Below are 18,167 nucleotides of genomic sequence, written 5' to 3' on the forward strand. Positions count from 1 at the left end.
GGTAGGTAATTTAAGTAAGAACCTCAAATAGGAGTTATTCTGAGGTTTTTATTCTGTTTGTTATGGTTTTAGATGGATTTTAATATGGATGGTTAAATTCTTTTTTGAGCTCTTTTGCAACAATCCTTGTCAAGGTTTAAAACCTTGACAAGGACATTTTTTGAGGACAGGATGTGTAATTTCAGCTGTTTTTCAACAGTTTTTTGATTAAAGTAATCTGCCCAAGGTGATAATAGCTGTGTTCAATCATTCCATCAATATTCCTTCGGTAGGTTCCGTATTTTTCATCAACGAAAACCTCATCAAGTTGGGAATCCGGCATCTGTTCCAATAATGTGGCAAACTTTTCAGAATCCGTCCAGAGTTTACTCAGCAAGTCTTCCCATTGCTTCTGTGATTCTATGGGTGGAAGATCAAAACTGAATTTATCCTTTATTTCAAGATCTCCGCCCTCAAAGACATGCACAATTCCTGCAATATAATAATCAATGTGAAAAGTGAGCATCGCAATAGTGTTTAAAGAATCAATCTTTGTCACAGCCTGCTGCCAGGTCACCTCTGAAAGCTGATCTTTAAAATTGGTATTGGCGATCCAGAGACCATCAAGCAGTACTTCTCTGAATCTTTTGGCGAGTTGTGAAACTGAGCTCATGGATATTTTATTTATGTTTCCTAAAGATAGGTTTTTATTTAAACACAAATATCTCCAATGAAAATCACTATTTTAAACACAATAAAATAGTGCAATTTGTGCAAAAAATTTGTGATATTCGTGTTTAACTAATTACAAAAAAACCTCAAATGCCAAATACATCTGAGGTTGATATTATACTATTGAATTACAATTATTTTTTAGTGGAAGCTTCTTTCTTTCCACTTCTTAAAATCTTCTCAAGGATTCTTAAAGTGATCAGATACGTTGGTTTTACTCCTGTAAGGCCCAAACCTCCTGAAGATAATGTACTTCCCGTTTCCAGCGGATTATCCGATGCATAATAGGCATACATGACAAACAAATCCGGTGAAATATGGTGTCTGATCTTGGATGCCACCTGAATAGCTTTCTGGTAGTGTGCTCCTTCCATTTCAAGACCAATAGCTTTCCATGAAGTATTCATAAAATAGGAAAGAATATCTTTATTCTGTAGAGAGGTTCCCAGAACGGTAATCATTGGACCTTCAAAAGCTTTTAATTCATCATCGTTGAAATCTTCCAGCTTTAAGGCATTTTCAAAAGGATAATTATCTGCAGTTCCTTCAAAAATATGAGAAGTAGGGATCATAATATCCCCCTTCGCTCCGGTAAGAATACCTGCTTTACCCATGATGGAAACGGATTTTACATGCATCATGTATACTTCTCCTTTATGTTCAAAAGGTCTCAGCAATTCGTCCATTACTTCGAAAGCCTGCTCTCCGAAGGCATAGTCAAAAACCATTACTACATCATCACTTGAGAACTTGATGTCTGCAAATGGTGTATTTTTCAGATCTGTTTTGCTGAGGTCTATAATCTGAACGTCAATATTACTTCCACTCTTGTCAGCAATATGAATCATCCCTTCCTCCAAAGCATATTTTAAAACTTTATCACGAAGTTCTTTCTTATTGGAGATCTCTTCGTACAGTTTATAATCTACCTCGTGGTGCTGCTTCTTTTTAAGGGCATTATTGGCATACAGCATATTTTTCACCGAGTGCATATTGGCTGAAATAATGTGTAAAGGACGCATATGAAGATTGTTTTCAAATAAAACTTCCTTCACTTTGTTTGCCCATTTTTCTCCAAAATAATGGTGCCCTACTCTTTCTTTCAATATAGAACTGAAATGAATTTCTCTTTCTCTGCTACCTTTTGCATCATCAAGACTTACTTTTCCTAAGTTGTAAATGATTTTGAACAGACGGTCAGGATTATGATCGTCACCAAAAGTATTATAAGCTCTTAAAGTTTCATCAAAAGATCTTCCTATTAAAGAAGAAAGATGAATAAGTGCCACTTCTTTTTCTTTTCTGCTGAATTTCTTTTCTCCCTTCACTACTTCTTCAATAATTTTGAAGGCACGTGTCGGTTTCCAGTTTTCATCCTGGATGAATGCCAGATTACGGATTTTATCAGCTTCTATAAACAGGAAGGTAAGGTGGGTAAGAATGTCATAAATTTCAGAACGGCCCAAAAGAACCTCAATATTCATCTGGTGTTCGTCTATTCTATAACAGTTTCTTCTTCTTTTCTTGGGAACAATAGGTTCGAAACTTCCTTTATCAAACCCTTCATCAGATGTAAGATGAATAAAAGCACATTCTTCAATTCCTTCCGGAAGTCTGTCCAGTACATACATCAAACCGTCCAATTCCAATTTGCTTGGAATATTCATAGTTCCATAAATTTCCGGATTGATGGTCTTTAACAAACTTCTGATACTTTCTCCTGAAACTCCGCCCGGCTTGAAAAATCCTCTATAAAATAAGTGTCTCATAGAGATGTATAGTCTTTCAATAGCCTCTGTTGTTTCTCTTGCTCTAGAATTTGTCATAAAATAAATTTCACACAAATATACAAAATCTTTGCCCACTTTATTTTAACTGTCTTTTAACAAGTCGTTTAATCCCATCGTATTATTTTAATTTGCACAATATATAGTATATTTACATTAACATCTATAAAACAGGCGTGAATTCTCACATCCTAAATTTTAAATCACAAAACAACCCTCTTAAAAAACACTAAACACTTGTTTAGATTATATAAATTTTCAAAGCACCCCTAAAATTTTTAGGGGTAAAATGTTTTCAATTCATTTTTTTTGTAAATTTGCGCTGTAAAAAATCAACCCAATTATGTCAACCTTAAGATTCAAAGCATTAGAAACCCTTCCATTTAAGGATTTCAGAAAAGACAACTCTGTTGAGATCCCTGCGAAATTATCAGAGCTATTCTGTAAAAATGTTTTCTCAGAAGAAACCATGAGAGAATATTTAACAAAAGAAGCATTCGGTTCTATCATGGATGCGATTAAAAAAGGAACTAAAATCCAGAGACATATTGCAGATCAGGTAGCTGTAGCGATGAAAGACTGGGCAATGAGCAAAGGTGTAACACACTATACGCACTGGTTTCAGCCTTTGACGGGTACTACTGCAGAAAAGCACGATTCTTTCTTCACTCCAATCGAAGGAGGTAGAGCCATCGAAAGATTCAGCGGAAACATGCTTATCCAGCAGGAGCCGGACGCATCGTCTTTCCCTAACGGAGGTATCAGAAATACTTTTGAAGCAAGAGGTTATACAGCTTGGGATCCTACATCTCCGGCATTCATTATGGGAACTACATTATGTATTCCTTCTATCTTCATTTCTTATACAGGAGAAACGTTAGATTATAAAGCTCCTCTTTTAAGAGCTTTGAACGCTGTGGATGAAGCTGCAACGAATGTAATGCAGTATTTTGACAAAAATGTAACAAAGGTAACTCCTACTTTGGGTTGGGAGCAGGAATATTTCCTTGTTGATTCAGCATTATACCAATCACGTCCGGACCTTGTATTAACAGGTAAAACATTATTAGGACATTCTCCGGCAAAAGGACAGCAGCTGGATGACCATTATTTCGGTTCTATTCCGACAAGAGTAATGAACTTCATGAAAGAGCTGGAAATCGAATGTATGAAATTGGGTATCCCTGCAACAACAAGACATAACGAGGTTGCCCCTAACCAGTTCGAGCTTGCACCAATGTTTGAAGAAGTTAACGTTGCTGTAGACCACAACTCTTTGTTGATGGACATCATGGCAAGAGTAGCACACAAACACCACTTCCATATTCTTTTCCACGAAAAACCATTCGCAGGAGTAAACGGAAGCGGAAAACACAACAACTGGTCTTTAGCAACAGATACTGGTGAAAACCTGTTAAGCCCTGGAAAAAATCCAAAGAAAAACTTACAGTTCTTGACATTCTTTGTTAACACCATTAAAGCGGTTCACGAATATGCAGATCTTCTAAGAGCAAGTATCGCTTCTGCAAGTAATGACCACAGGCTTGGTGCCAACGAAGCGCCGCCGGCAATTATTTCCGTATTCATCGGAAGCCAGCTGTTCAGTGTATTGGAAGAACTTGAAAAAGTAACCAACGGAAAACTATCTCCGGAAGAGAAAACAGAATTAAAATTAAATGTAGTTGGTAAGATTCCTGAAATCCTGCTGGATAACACAGACAGAAACAGAACTTCACCATTTGCATTTACAGGAAATAAATTTGAGATCAGAGCGGTAGGTTCTTCTGCAAACTGTGCAGAGTCTATGACCGTAATGAACACGATTGCAGCTAAACAGCTTAATGATTTCAAGAAAGAAGTGGATGCTTTAATTGAAACCGGTCTTAAGAAAGACGAAGCGATCTTTAATGTATTGAGAGAATACATCAAGCAGTGTAAAAACATTATGTTTGAAGGTGACGGATATTCTGATGACTGGGCGAAAGAGGCTAAGAAAAGAGGATTGAACAACCTTAAGACGACTCCTGAAGCTTTAAAACAGGAAATGGACAAGAAATTCCTAGACCTTTATGAAGAGATGGGAATTTTCAACCACAGAGAAGTTGAAGCGAGAAACGAGATTAAATTAGAGAAATACTCTACTGTAATTGATATTGAAGCAAGAGTGCTAAGTGATATCGCCAGAAATCACATCATTCCATCTGCATTAAATTATCAGAACAGATTAATTGAAAACGTAAAAGGTCTTAAAGATATCTTTGGTGATAAAGAATTTAAAACGCTGGCAAAAGAGCAAATGAGTTTAATTACAAGCATTTCTGAAAATGTTTCTAAAATCAAGCTTGGTGTTGAAGATCTTATCAAAGCCAGAGAGGCTGCAAAAACCATATCAGACAGCCAAAAACAGGCAGAAAACTATTGTAACAAAGTAAAACCATTATTTGATCCTATCAGAGAAGCTTCTGATGCTTTGGAAATGATGGTGGATGATGAGCTTTGGCCAATGACAAAATACAGAGAAATGTTGTTTACCAAATAACACCTGTAAAGTTCCATATTAGTTTAAATTCCCCGGAAAACCGGGGAATTTTTTTGTTTTTTTAACAGCACTGAAAATTAAGACTTTGAATCACAAAACGTGATATATAGAAGAAAATCGAAGAAGTTTGTTAAAGAATCTTAATAAAAAAAACCGCACACTTACCAAAAACAGGCTGTTGCGGTTTATTTTTCTTTAACATATGTAAATTATATGTTAAAATGTGTTAAAATAAGATCCTGACAATTATCATATCAGGGGTCTTTTGCTCGGAATCTCTACTTTTGTAATGCTTTTGAAAATAAATATTCCTTTTTAACACGGATAATCAAATATATATGAAGAAAAGAGTTTTGTTTTATTTAGTTGCTTTAGTTACTACAGTTTCATTGCAATCGTGTGCTACAAATTATGTGGTTTCAAAACCAGCAACTTACACAAAAGAATACAAAACAGATGCCAAACTAGCTTCTATAGATAACAAAAAAATGGAGCAGGATAAGCAAAAACTTATCGACTCATTCCTTGCAGAAAAGGCGGCATCTATCGCTAGTGCTAAAAAAGCAGTTAAGAATTCTGAGATTGCAAAAGCAATCAAACATAATAAAACCATTGACGGTATCCTTGAAGAAGCTGAAACATACCTTGGAACTCCTTACAGATATGGAGGAACAACCAGAAACGGTATAGATTGTTCAGCTTTTGTTCTTTCTGTATTCGGAGCAGCAGCAGGTCTTAGTTTACCTAGAGTAGCAGCATCTCAGGCTCAGGAAGGTGAAAGAATTGAAAAAGGAGAGTTACAGAAGGGAGATTTGATTTTCTTTTCTCATGGAAGAAGAATTTCTCACGTTGGTATTGTAGAAAGTGTTTCTGAAGATGGTGAGATTAAATTCATCCACGCAGCAACATCAAAAGGAGTAATGATTTCTTCACTGAATGATTCTTATTGGGGACCTAAATTCAGATTCGCAAAAAGAGTGATCAACGAAGAAGGAGAGGCTTACAACAACTTAGCAGCAGCTACTCTTCCTACACCCGCAAATTTTTAATTTTATAAATAATTGATTTAAATAATGAAGCCATCAGAATCCTGATGGCTTTTTTATATACACTATTTCGACTAAATTCCAGCTAAGCCAGGTTAAATATTCAAGAAGGAAAAAAACGGGCTAAAACCCCTCTCCTATTATTTTAATATTGATAATTTATAAGCAAACAGAACTTAACCAAAGATATCAACTGTTCTTATCAATTTCAATATCCAGCTTATATAACAGTCCATGGATCTCAGAAAGCGAAAATCTGGCCTTTTTAAGCCTATTTAAAGCCGGATCTATCGAATAATTAACCGAAGTCCGGAAATCTGCTTTTTCCAGGTTTGTGCCGTCAAAAACAGCGCCCGACAGATCGCAGTTACTGAAGACTGCATTGGAAAGATCACACTCACTGAAATCTACCTCAATTAATTTTGAATTTTTGAAAACAGTTTTTTTAACGGATGTCTGATAAAAAACGGAATTGTTTAATGAACTTCCATCAAAAGTAAAGGATAATCCGAACGCATTGCAGTCATCAAACTGAAGTCCGAACATTTTACATTCTTTAAAGACAACCCGGTGAAATGCTGTTTTGATCAGTTTTACCATACTGAGACTGCATCCGATAAATTCACAGTCTGTAAAGCTGAAACCGGATAGGTTTCCGTATTCAAAATTACAGTTTCTGAACGTACAGTTTTCGTACTCACTTTTTTCTAAAGGAAGTTGCGTGAAATCTTTGCTCTCGAAATCTTCGTCTGAGAAATAGGATTGTTTCATACAAATTGTTGATGAAGTTGATTTTGAAGATGAATGATCAGCAGAACAATGATAAACTTCCATCATCCAGCTTCCAAACTCCCTCTTTTACACCAAACTGTTCTTATCAGAGTAATTAAGTTTAAAGAAAATAAAAGTCATCATAGAGAATGCCAGTAAAGAACTTCCTCCATAACTGAAATAAGGAAGCGGAATCCCAACTGTCGGGAAAAGCCCCATTACCATTCCCAGATTGATCGAAAAGTGCATCAACAGAATCGAGGCAAAGCAATATCCGAATACACGGTTAAAAGTTGATTTTTGCTGTTCAGAAAGATAATAGATTCTTCCTATGTATACCACATAAGCAAGCACCAGAATAGCACTTCCGATAAATCCCCACTCTTCCCCTACCGCGCAGAAAATATAGTCTGTCTGCTGCTCTGGCACAAATTTCCCCTGGGTTACAGACCCTTCACGGTAACCTTTTCCCCAAAGTCCACCGGATCCGATCGCTGTTTTGGAATACAAAAGATTGTATCCGGAAGTATCTCTGAATGCCTTTTCTCCTTTGTAAAGAACCTCAATCCTTTCTCTCTGGTGCTTAGGCAGTTTTTCTAAAATATAAGGAGACCCGAAAGCCAGTCCGCACAATAAAAGAATAGAGCCCGTAATTCCTGAAATAGAAATTACATCCCATGACATCCTATGATAATTCATTGCTATCAGGACACCGGCAATCACTAAAACTGCAATCACAACATAAACAGGAGGAATAGCCAGTGAGATCAGGAAAACTCCGGCAAAAATAAATCCTATACCGAATAAAAGGCCACTCAGTCCTTCTCTATATAAAGCAATGAAAAATGCAATAAATACAAGCATGGAGCCCACATCCGGAATAGCAAGAACCACTACTGCCGGAATACCAACGATGGCTAAAGTAGTCCATAAAGACTTTCTGTTTTTAAGATTAAAATCAGGTCCTGAAACATAATTAGCCAGCATTAAAGCTGTTCCTATCTTGGCAAACTCCACGGGCTGCATGGTAAAACTTCCGAATTTATACCAGTTCTTCTGGCCAAGGATTTCTTTACCAAACGGAAAAAGCCCTATCAGCAGCAGCACACCGCCAATATAAATAATTCCTGCCATATTCTCGAAGAATTTACTTCTGCTGACAAAGATGATAAGCCCCACAAATAATGAGATACAGAAAAAGATCAACTGTTTCTCACCCAGTTTCTGGTCCACACTGTAAATATTTGCAATCGCGAAAATGCAAAGCAGGAAATACAGCCCAAGGCCAAGTTTATCTATTCCTTCTGTCCATTTCATTGCTTCGCAGTTTTTTTAGCCGTGTTATTTTTTTAGTCTCTTCGTTTATTTTCTTTTGCAGCTTAGCCTTTTGCTGTTTTACCTGCTCCAGGCTATCTTTTATTCTTTTCTGTCTGATTGAGTCAGGTTTAGGATCAATATATAAGCCTTTACGTTTCAAATCAGCAATCCACTGCCTTTTGTATTCAGGCATGAAACTCGAGGTAATCATTTTTTTGTAAAGATGTTCTCTTTTCAGATCACCTGTAATATATTTTTCAGCAATCACGGTACAGGCTGGTCCTGCCCAGGTAGCTCCAAATCCTGCATGTTCCATTACCGCTACTACAACAATTTTAGGTTTATCAGCAGGAGCAATCAATACAAAGATGGAATTATCTTTTCCTTGCGGAACCTGTGCGGTACCTGTTTTTGCCAGTTGGGTAAAATCATTGGATTTCAGTCCTCTTGCAGTTCCTCTTAAAACTACAGCTTCCATTCCTTTTAAAACAGGCTCAAAATGTTTTGGATCAACCAGAGTTTTGTGTTTCACTTTAAATCTTGGGTCAGGATTTGGCTTTCCATCAATTGCTTTTACGATATGAGGAGTATAATACCATCCTCTGTTAGCAATCGCCGCTACATAATTGGCCAGCTGAATAGGAGTTACCAGAACATCTCCCTGTCCCATTCCGTTATAAATGGCACCCGTAGACATTTCATCCCAGTTTTTAAAATCAGTTCTCTGGGAACCGCTTGCCTTCATGATCGCTTTAAATCTTCTCTCGTAAAAATCTCCTGAAGGTATTCTCCCCTTTGCCCCAACAGCAAAGTCATTATTCAAGAATTCTCCAACTCCGAAACTGCTCATGATTTTTTTCCACTCATCAACACCTTTTGAAGGGTTTCCCGGATATTTCTTGATAATGGCAATAAATGCGTAGGTGAAAAAACAGTTACTCGAAACCTGAATGGAAGGGATAAGCGGATCTGCTCCACCATGGCCTTTAATTCTTTTTCCTTTGTAGAAAAATCCGCCGCCACAAGGGAAGATCGTTTTCTCATCCATCACACCCATCTGCATGGCTGCTAAAGCAGTCAGCAGTTTGAAAGTGGATCCCGGAGGATATCCTGCCTGCAAAGCACGGTCAAAAGTAGGTTTATTTTCATAAAGCGTATCTTTTGAAAGGGCATATAGGTTTTTTGATTTATTAGGTCCTGTAAAAAGGTTCGGGTCAATGTCCGGTCCGGTTGCAGCGACTAAAACTTCTCCATTATTAGGATCTAACGCTACAATTGCACCATGTTTGTTGACCAGCATTTCTTCAGCTGTTCTCTGAAGATCATAATCAATGGTTAACGTAATATCTTTACCGGTAATCACATCTTTATCTAAAGACCCGTTCTTATAGGAACCAATATTTCGAAGCTTGATATCTTTCTGGATATATTTCACCCCTTTTACCCCGCGAAGTTCTTTTTCGTAAGATTTTTCAACCCCTGTTTTCCCGATGAAATCTCCCGGTAAATAGTAGAGAGAATCTTTTTTAATATCTCTTTCATTTACCTCACTGGTATAGCCAAGAAGATTTCCGGATGTGGAAACTTCGTACTGACGCTGAGGTCTTGATACAATATTAAATGCAGGATACTTAAAAATAATTTCCTGAACTCTGGCAATATCTTCTCTGCTGAGGTCCTTAATGAAAGTCATAGGGGTCAGCTTTGAGTAATATTTTTCTTTTTTGATAACATTGATTTTATTGATAAAATCCTGTTTTGTAATTTTCATTAAACTACAAAAAGCCAGCGTATCAAAATCAGGCTTCATCAAAGCCTGGGTAAACGAAATTTCATAAGCAGGCTGGTTTCCCACCATGATTTTACCATTTCTGTCAAAAATTACCCCACGCTGTGGAATAACATATTCTGTTTTAATGGAGGTGTTGGCCGCATTCAGTGCATAGCGGTCTGTAAACAGCTGCAAATAGGCAAGTCTCGCCACAAAAATAAGGGCGATGATAACGAGAATGGAAAAAATTTTTAAATAACGTGTGTTCAAACTTTTTGTTTGATTTTAAATATTAATGCGTAGATGACTATAAAGATAAATGAAATTACACTTGTTACCAACACATTAAATAATATTTCAAAAAACCTGCTGAACTTAAAGAACTCGATATATTGTACTAAAAGCTGATGCAGGAAAATACTTGAAAATAAAAACAGCAAAAACTGCGCCCATTGAAGGGACTGAAATGAGAAAAAGTCTGTAGACGTATCTGTGGAAGTCCTGAAGATCAACGTTCTGAAATAGGCAATTAACGTTGTTGCAAATGCATTGATTCCCCACGAATAAAGAAAACCGTCAATAGACAATCCTATTAAAAAGCTCAATGCCAGGAATTGAAATTTGTTTCTGAAAAACGGATAGAACATGACAAATACAGGATATAATACCGGAGTATATTTCCCGAAAAGAGTAATCCTGTTCAATACAAATATCTGTAATGCAACAAGAAAGATCATGATCAATATATCGGTAAATAAAGTCCTGCTAATCATTTTCCTTTTTTATTACAGCCTGCATAGTGTCCTGAATCTTCTGCACTTCTGCTTTCTTAAGATTCTTCACTACATACACTTTATTCAACGCTCCCATTTTTTCACTCAGCTCTACGGAAATATCCCAGAAGCCGGTTTTATTATCTACAGAGTATCCTGCAATGGTACCAATGGTAACTCCCTTAGGGAAAATAGCAGATTTACCGTCTGTAACAACAGTATCGCCTACTTTCAGGGCCACATATTTTGGAATATCCGCCAGGTGCATTACCCTTGAGTTATCTCCATTCCATATTAAAGTACCAAAATACCCCGAGTTTTTAAGTGCTGCATTAATTCTGATCTTATTAACACTTAACACGGATTGAACCAATGCATAACTATCTGTAGAATTGATTACAATTCCCGCGATACCTCTCGGCGCCATTACTCCCATTTGAGGAAAGACACCGTCTCTGCGTCCACGGTTGATTGTAAAGTAGTTGTTTCTTCTGTTGATACTGTTGAAAACAATCTCTCCATCAACAAAAGTATAGATCTGCCCTCCACCAATGGTATCATGAACTTTCTTGAAAACAGGATTCTTTGACCCGTCTTTTCCATAGAGCTCAGTCATAAGGGCTTTATTCTGAACCACAAGATCTTCATTGATCTGTTTTAGCTTCAGATAAGAAACTCCTTCGTCAATATATCCGGACACCCATGAGTTGAACGCAGCCGTCTGGCCCGCAATCCAGGATCTCTGCATGGCATTTCTTGAGAATATCAAAACCAGAGCAATAATTTGCAGGAATATAAAGAAGACGAAAAGAGTATTCTTCGAAAATAATCTCAGCAAAAATCCCATTCAGATATAAAGTCGTAAAAAGTTAAAATTATTTAATTAAGAAATTGAACTTATCCATATTCTTAAGGGCAATACCTGTTCCGCGAACTACAGCTCTCAACGGATCTTCAGCTACAAATACAGGAAGACCTGTTTTCTTGTGAATTCTGTCCGCAAGACCTCTTAATAACGCTCCTCCTCCAGCTAGATAAATACCTGTTTTATAAATATCTGCAGCCAATTCCGGTGGGGTAAGAGATAATGTTTCCATTACAGCATCCTCGATTCTGATGATCGATTTGTCTAATGCACGTGCAATCTCTTTGTATCCAACCATAATTTCTTTAGGCTTACCTGTAATAAGGTCTCTACCCTGTACCGGGATATCTTCGATGTCTACATCAAGATCTTCTACTGCAGAACCTACTTCAATTTTGATTCTTTCAGCTGTTCTTTCCCCGATATAAAGGTTATGGTGAGTTCTTAAATAATAAGCAATATCATTGGTAAATACGTCTCCTGCAATCTTCACAGATTTATCACATACGATACCTCCTAAAGCAACAACAGCAATTTCCGTAGTACCACCACCTATATCGATAATCATGTTACCTTCAGGTTTCTGTACGTCGATCCCAACTCCAATTGCAGCAGCCATTGGTTCGTAGATCAATCTTACTTCTTTTGCATTTACCTTCTGAGCAGAGTCTCTTACCGCTCTTTTTTCAACTTCAGTAATACCAGAAGGGATACAGATTACAATTCGTAATGCCGGTTGAATGAATTTACCTTTGATTCCAGGAATTTTCTTGATGAATTCCTTGATCATGTGCTCAGAAGCGTGGAAATCAGCAATAACCCCATCTTTCAAAGGACGGATGGTTTTGATATCCTCGTGAGTTTTACCCTGCATATGCTTGGCCTGCTCTCCGACGGCAATCGGCTTACCCGATGAACGTTCAATTGCAACAATTGAAGGTTGATCAATAACAATTTTATTATTATGGATGATTAGGGTATTAGCAGTTCCAAGGTCTATCGCAATTTCTTGCGTAAACATATCAAATAAACTCATATTTTTCTTCTGATTTTAAGATTACAAAGATATAAATTTAACACTAGTAAAGAAATTTCCCACCAACTTAATTTGGTTAAAATTTTATTAAAATTTATAATTCTTTATTAAGTTTTAGTTTAGACATTTACAGAGTTTGATTTCAACTAAAATTCATGGGATGTTAAAAGGGCTGAAAAGCGAATTAGCAAAAGGGTAAAAAGGCTAAGAAAGCTCAACAAAAAAGGCATAAATAAAACTTAAAAAGCGTAACAGCTTTCATACAATATGCATTTTTTGTCATTTTACAGTTTCACCTTTGCGGCATTCCCTTTTATAGTTTTTTACGATAATTATCATATACACTATCTGAGAAAGGTTAATGAAAAAAATCGTAAATTTGCCACTGCTTATGTTACAGTATTCCAACATTCATCGAACGTCAAATTTTGCCGTGCTTTCAATAAGCTACGAGAAAGCCGACGTAGAAACGAGAGGAAAGTTTGCATTCTTTGATGAGAACATCAAAAACTTTGTTTCCAGAGTCCATCAGGAAGATCTGGGTGATGCATTTGTGGTTTCCACTTGTAACAGGACCGAAATTTATACCACTTCTCCCAATTATCTTTTAGTAGCGGAAGAGTATTGCAAAACGATTGGAGTACAACTTACCGATTTTCTTCAGTTTGCAAATATTCTTACCAAAGAGGAAGCTCTGATTCATCTTTTCAGAGTAGCGGCAGGCCTTGAAAGCCAGATTATCGGAGACTTTGAAATTATCGGGCAGATAAAAAAAGCATATAGCCGTTTCAAAAAAGAAAGACAAAATTCGAATCCTTATCTGGAAAGAGCCATCAATGCTGCGATTCAGATTTCGAAAAGAATAAAAAATGAAACCGGCATTTCGAATGGTGCTGCTTCGGTTTCTTATGCGGCCGTTCATTATATTTTAAACAACCAGAAAAGGATTACTGAAAAAAACATCCTTCTTTTAGGGGTAGGTGAAATAGGACAGAATACCGTTGAAAACCTGGTAAAGCATGTCTACCAGCCGAAAATTAAAATTGCCAACAGAACTCAGGAGAAAGCCGAAAAAATTTCCCAGAAATATAATATTCCTCACGTTGATTATTCTGATTTTGACCAGGAATTAAAAAATACAGATATTCTTATTGTGGCAACAGGAGCCAAGCATCCTATTGTCAACCGGTCTCATTTCCCTAATGGAAAAGAAACACTGATCATTGACCTTTCCATTCCTCATAACGTTGAAAAGAATGTTACTGAAAATAAAAACGTAACTCTGATTGATGTGGATGAGCTTTCAAAACAGATTCAGGAAACGATTCAACAGCGCGAAAGAGAAATCCCGAAAGCTGAAAAAATCATTAAGGAACTGATGAAAGACTTTATTGAATGGGAGAAAAAGAGAAAACTTGCCCCTAATATTCATCATTTCAAAGCCGTTCTAAAGAACATGGAGCGTAATGAAATGCATAATTTCTACAAAAAAAATAAATACATAAACATCACGGACATGGAACTTTCTGATAAAATGATCCAGAAAATCACCAACCGTTTTGCAAAATATATCATCGATAATCCTTTAAAAGCCGAAGAAATTAGTAAATTAATGCACGAAATATTAGTTGAACAACCAAACAACGAATTCAATGAAAAGCATTAGAATCGGAACGAGAAATTCCGCACTTGCACTTTGGCAGGCTAGAGAGGTTGCGAGGCACCTTCAGAACAACAATTATTTAACGGAAATTGTTCCTATCGTTTCTTCTGGCGATAAGAACCTTAATCAGCCGCTTTATTCTTTAGGAATTACCGGGGTTTTCACAAGAGATCTTGATATTGCCCTATTGAATGATGAAATTGATATTGCCGTACATTCTTTAAAAGATGTTCCCACTCAATTGCCTCAAAATATTGAGATGATCGCTTATCTGGAAAGAGATTATCCACAGGATATTCTGATCAGAAAAGAATCTGCAAGGAATAAAGAATTCCATGAGCTTAAACTTGCCACCAGCAGTTTGAGAAGAAGAGCTTTCTGGCTGAGAAATTATCCTACCGCTGAGTTTTCGGATATCAGGGGAAATATTCAAACCAGACTTCAAAAACTGGAAGAAGGAGATTTCGATGCTACGATCTTATCTTTGGCAGGCATCAAAAGAATGAAAATGGAAATTGATTATGAAATGCTTCCATTAATGATCTCTGCCCCATCACAAGGCGTAATCTCTGTAGCCGGACATACTGACAAGCCGGAGATCAATGAAATTGTGCGCCAGATCAATCACCAACAGACTCAGATCTGTGTGGAAATTGAAAGAAACTTCCTGAGCACTTTAGAAGGAGGCTGTACTGCACCTATCGGAGCATTTGCAGAAATTATCGACGACCAGATCCGCTTCAAAGCAGCACTTTGCTCTCTGGACGGTAAAAACTGTATTGCTGTAGATGAAAACTTTGTCTATACTCCAAATGAGAATTTTGGAGAAAAGTTTGCAAAAGTTGTTCTTGAGAACGGAGGAAAAGAATTAATGGCAGAAATCAAAAGCCAGATCTGATAGTTCAGATTTACATTTTTATATTCCTTTAGCCACACTTTTTCATTTTCTTAATTTTACAGACATGAAAATCTTATTTACCAAAAATATAGACCCATCTATTATATCCAAAGAATTAGGAGAGGATATTTTGGTTGACTGTGTTGAGGTAATTAAGACCAGCCCTATTATGATCAATCCTTTTGATCTGAAAAACTACTCTCTGATTTTTACCAGCGTCAATGGAGTGGCTTCTTTTTTTAAAAACAGATTCAAACCCAATGAAGATTTTACCGCAAAAAACTATAACAAAATCTATTGTGTAGGTGAAAAGACCAAAAGAGAGCTGAGGAAACATGGTTTTGGAACATTTAAGGTACTGAAAAATGCTGAAACTCTTTCGCGATTCATTATCGGAAAATGCCAGCACGAGCAGTTCCTGCACTTCTGTGGCAATCTTGCCATCAATGTTCTGGACAAAGACCTTCCGTTACAAAACATTAAGTACAAAAAAGTTACAATTTATAATACTGAGGAAACTCATCCTGTAATAACTGAAAAATATCATGCTGCAGTATTTTTTAGTCCGAGCGGAGTTCGTAGTTTTGCAAGGCGAAATTCTCTGGAAGGTATGAAGCTTTTTTCCATTGGCGAAACCACTTCCGGTGAGCTGAGAAATTATACGCAGGAAGAAATTTTTACTTCGGAAGAAAATACCCTGACATCGATATTTGCATTGATCAGAAAAGAAATCGGAAGTAGGATTTAGAATATCTGTTACCGGATATTGCCGGTAATATTAGTTACAATAGATTATGATAAAAAACGACCTATATTTAAAAGCACTTCGCGGAGAAACCGTTGAAAGACCTCCTGTCTGGATGATGAGGCAGGCTGGAAGATATCTGCCGGAATTCATTGCTTTAAGAGATCAGTATGATTTCTTTACAAGATGTCAGACTCCTGAACTTGCCGCTGAGATCACTCTGCAGCCTATCCGCAGATTTCCTCTGGATGCCGCGATTCTGTTTTCTGATATCCTGGTAGTTCCTCAGGCAATGGGAATTGATTTCAAAATGAAAGAATCTGTTGGCCCTTGGCTGGATACTCCCATCAGAACGATGGAACAGGTTCAGAATATTGAAACTCCGGATGTGAATGACACTTTAGGTTACGTTTTTGATGCTATTGAACTTACCCTTCAGAAGTTGGACAATGATATTCCATTGATCGGTTTTGCCGGTTCTCCATGGACTATTCTTTGCTACTGTGTGGAAGGAAAAGGAAGCAAAGCTTTTGATATTGCAAAATCTTTCTGTTTCCAACAGCCTGAAGCAGCACATTTATTATTACAGAAAATCACAGATACTACAATCGCTTATTTAAAGAGAAAAGTAGAAAAAGGAGTTTCTGCCGTACAGGTTTTCGATTCCTGGGGAGGAATGCTTTCTCCTACGGATTATCAGGAGTTCTCATGGCAGTACATCAATCAGATTGTTGAAGCATTAAGCCCGCTTACTCACGTTGTCGTATTTGGGAAAGGATGCTGGTTCGCACTGGAAGATATGACAATGTCTAAGGCTTCGGCTCTTGGTGTAGACTGGACTATTAAGCCGGAATTCGCAAGAACTTTAACAAACCATACGATGACTCTACAGGGAAATTTTGATCCTGCAAGACTTCACTCAACACCTGAAACGATTAAGAAGATGGTGAATGAAATGATCAACCGTTTTGGAAAAGACAGATACATTGCTAATTTAGGTCACGGAATTCTACCGAATGTTCCTGTGGAAAATGCGGAAGCATTCATCAGAGCAGTGGTTGACTGGAAACCGAATGTATAAGATTATTTCTTTTGAAAATATACAAAACCCTTATAGGCATTCTATAAGGGTTTTTTGTTAGAATTACTTTTTTAATGATTATTCCTTCATCACTTTCTTTTTAACAACTTTTCCATCAGGACTACTGATCATTATAATATAGACTCCTTTTGGCAGATCTGATAAGTCATAGGAATCAGATGCTTTATTAAATGTTTTCACAAGTTTTCCTGACTGGTCAATCACAGAAATCTTTTCAAACTTGCTCTGAGAGCTTTGTTTAATATAAAAATCCCCCTTAACCGGATTCGGATATACATCTATATGATCTGCATACGAAACTTCTGACGTTGCCAGAAGGCCACTTGTAATCTTTACATTATCTATTACAACACCATAAGAATAATCTCCGGCATCATCATAAACAAATCTTAATTTAAAAGCTGCGTTAGCATAAGGTGTCAGATCTATATTGGCGGCAGTATCATAACTGGTTACTACAAATGTAAAAGTATTAAAATCAAGGTCCCATATTCCTGCGTCACCTGAAAAAGTAAAAACCTGAATCCAGGAAGTTCCATTGAAAACTTCAACTTTTAAAGTAGAATCAAGATTATCAATCATATTAGCATAATTAAACGAGAGCTTTGGATTTACTACTCCGGCCAGGTTAATTACAGGAGAAATCAGTCTGGCATTCGTATTAACTACGGATGGTCCTGCATCATCATCATCAAAAAAAGCTGCTCCATCGGGAAAGCCAGCGAAACCATTCTGAGCACCCACATTCCAGTTAAATGAATTATCCGGATTCTCTACCGTCCACCCGGCCGGCAAAGCATTTCCGTTGAAATTTTCAGAAAAGACTTGTGCATCACACAGACCACAAATCGACAATAATAGAATAAAGAATTTTTTCATAATAAAATATTTGATGTTTATATAAAATTAGCGAAATATTTTTCATAAAACATTAATAATTATATATAAAATCAATACATTACATGAAATTATTAGAAAACATCAGAATTTTATGTTTAACCTTTAAATCACATCATATGAAAAAACTAAACAAAGAAAAGATGAAAAGCATCATGGCAGGAGGAGAAATCTGCCTTGAGTGCGCAATCGGTTATTACCAGGTTATTATTGATGGCAGATGCTATTGTGTTCCAATAGACTAAT

Annotated in this window: 16 protein-coding genes; 7 read left to right on the forward strand and 9 right to left on the reverse strand. The window is 36.9% G+C overall.

Translation table 11 applies throughout. From position 1 onward, the window contains the following. Positions 1–181: 181 nt before the first annotated feature. Both AC59HC_RS00290 and AC59HC_RS00295 read right to left on the reverse strand, forming a co-directional pair. Positions 182–652: a DinB family protein gene (locus AC59HC_RS00290; RefSeq protein ID WP_496557784.1), complete on the reverse strand. Its 471-nt coding sequence runs from the start codon at positions 650–652 to the stop codon at positions 182–184. A gap of 193 nt (positions 653–845) precedes the next feature. Beyond that, positions 846–2,537: a DUF6909 family protein gene (locus tag AC59HC_RS00295; RefSeq protein WP_496557785.1), complete on the reverse strand. Its 1,692-nt coding sequence runs from the start codon at positions 2,535–2,537 to the stop codon at positions 846–848. A 304-nt stretch (positions 2,538–2,841) separates the two neighbouring features. On the opposite strand from AC59HC_RS00295, the gene AC59HC_RS00300 reads away from it, so the two are divergent. Then, positions 2,842–5,037, forward strand: a complete 2,196-nt coding sequence (locus tag AC59HC_RS00300) for a glutamine synthetase III family protein (protein WP_137904454.1) — start codon at positions 2,842–2,844, stop codon at positions 5,035–5,037. 338 nt (positions 5,038–5,375) lie between these two features. Continuing rightward, positions 5,376–6,086 (forward strand): C40 family peptidase, encoded by a 711-nt coding sequence (locus tag AC59HC_RS00305; protein WP_395972195.1) that lies wholly within the window; start codon positions 5,376–5,378, stop codon positions 6,084–6,086. Between the two features lie 186 nt (positions 6,087–6,272). Here the strand turns inward: AC59HC_RS00305 and AC59HC_RS00310 are convergent, their stop codons facing one another. From AC59HC_RS00310 to AC59HC_RS00335, 6 genes are all read right to left on the reverse strand, one after another. Next, a complete protein-coding gene (locus tag AC59HC_RS00310; RefSeq protein ID WP_395972193.1) occupies positions 6,273–6,854 on the reverse strand; it encodes a pentapeptide repeat-containing protein in 582 nt (193 codons plus the stop codon). An 87-nt stretch (positions 6,855–6,941) separates the two neighbouring features. After that, on the reverse strand, positions 6,942–8,171 hold the full coding sequence (gene rodA / locus AC59HC_RS00315) for a rod shape-determining protein RodA (protein ID WP_395972191.1): 1,230 nt from the start codon (positions 8,169–8,171) through the stop codon (positions 6,942–6,944). After that, a complete protein-coding gene (locus tag AC59HC_RS00320) occupies positions 8,146–10,212 on the reverse strand; it encodes a peptidoglycan D,D-transpeptidase FtsI family protein (protein ID WP_496557786.1) in 2,067 nt (688 codons plus the stop codon). The genes rodA and AC59HC_RS00320 overlap by 26 nt, the downstream gene beginning before the upstream one ends. Then, positions 10,209–10,715 (reverse strand): hypothetical protein, encoded by a 507-nt coding sequence (locus tag AC59HC_RS00325; RefSeq protein ID WP_002982456.1) that lies wholly within the window; start codon positions 10,713–10,715, stop codon positions 10,209–10,211. Before AC59HC_RS00325 ends, AC59HC_RS00320 begins: the two co-directional genes overlap by 4 nt. After that, on the reverse strand, positions 10,708–11,562 hold the full coding sequence (mreC, locus tag AC59HC_RS00330; protein WP_496557787.1) for a rod shape-determining protein MreC: 855 nt from the start codon (positions 11,560–11,562) through the stop codon (positions 10,708–10,710). The genes AC59HC_RS00325 and mreC overlap by 8 nt, the downstream gene beginning before the upstream one ends. A gap of 28 nt (positions 11,563–11,590) precedes the next feature. Continuing rightward, positions 11,591–12,616: a rod shape-determining protein gene (locus AC59HC_RS00335; RefSeq protein WP_002982450.1), complete on the reverse strand. Its 1,026-nt coding sequence runs from the start codon at positions 12,614–12,616 to the stop codon at positions 11,591–11,593. Between the two features lie 391 nt (positions 12,617–13,007). Between AC59HC_RS00335 and hemA the strand changes: the two genes are divergently transcribed. The 4 genes from hemA (at position 13,008) to hemE (ending at position 17,003) form a co-directional block, all read left to right on the forward strand. Continuing rightward, positions 13,008–14,282, forward strand: a complete 1,275-nt coding sequence (gene hemA / locus AC59HC_RS00340; RefSeq protein WP_110009152.1) for a glutamyl-tRNA reductase — start codon at positions 13,008–13,010, stop codon at positions 14,280–14,282. After that, positions 14,269–15,177: a hydroxymethylbilane synthase gene (gene hemC, locus AC59HC_RS00345; protein WP_202841882.1), complete on the forward strand. Its 909-nt coding sequence runs from the start codon at positions 14,269–14,271 to the stop codon at positions 15,175–15,177. The genes hemA and hemC overlap by 14 nt, the downstream gene beginning before the upstream one ends. A gap of 64 nt (positions 15,178–15,241) precedes the next feature. Next, positions 15,242–15,925: a uroporphyrinogen-III synthase gene (locus AC59HC_RS00350; protein WP_202841884.1), complete on the forward strand. Its 684-nt coding sequence runs from the start codon at positions 15,242–15,244 to the stop codon at positions 15,923–15,925. A 46-nt stretch (positions 15,926–15,971) separates the two neighbouring features. After that, on the forward strand, positions 15,972–17,003 hold the full coding sequence (hemE, locus tag AC59HC_RS00355) for a uroporphyrinogen decarboxylase (protein ID WP_034691752.1): 1,032 nt from the start codon (positions 15,972–15,974) through the stop codon (positions 17,001–17,003). A 78-nt stretch (positions 17,004–17,081) separates the two neighbouring features. Here hemE and AC59HC_RS00360 read toward each other — a convergent pair whose 3' ends face one another. Further along, positions 17,082–17,903 carry a T9SS type A sorting domain-containing protein gene (locus AC59HC_RS00360; RefSeq protein WP_496557788.1) on the reverse strand — a complete coding sequence of 274 codons (822 nt, stop codon included), beginning with the start codon at positions 17,901–17,903 and terminating at the stop codon, positions 17,082–17,084. A 137-nt stretch (positions 17,904–18,040) separates the two neighbouring features. On the opposite strand from AC59HC_RS00360, the gene AC59HC_RS00365 reads away from it, so the two are divergent. Further along, on the forward strand, positions 18,041–18,166 hold the full coding sequence (locus AC59HC_RS00365) for a GNAT family acetyltransferase (RefSeq protein WP_227941194.1): 126 nt from the start codon (positions 18,041–18,043) through the stop codon (positions 18,164–18,166). Position 18,167 lies beyond the last annotated feature (1 nt).

The organism is Chryseobacterium sp. DZ-32, from assembly GCF_059587025.1.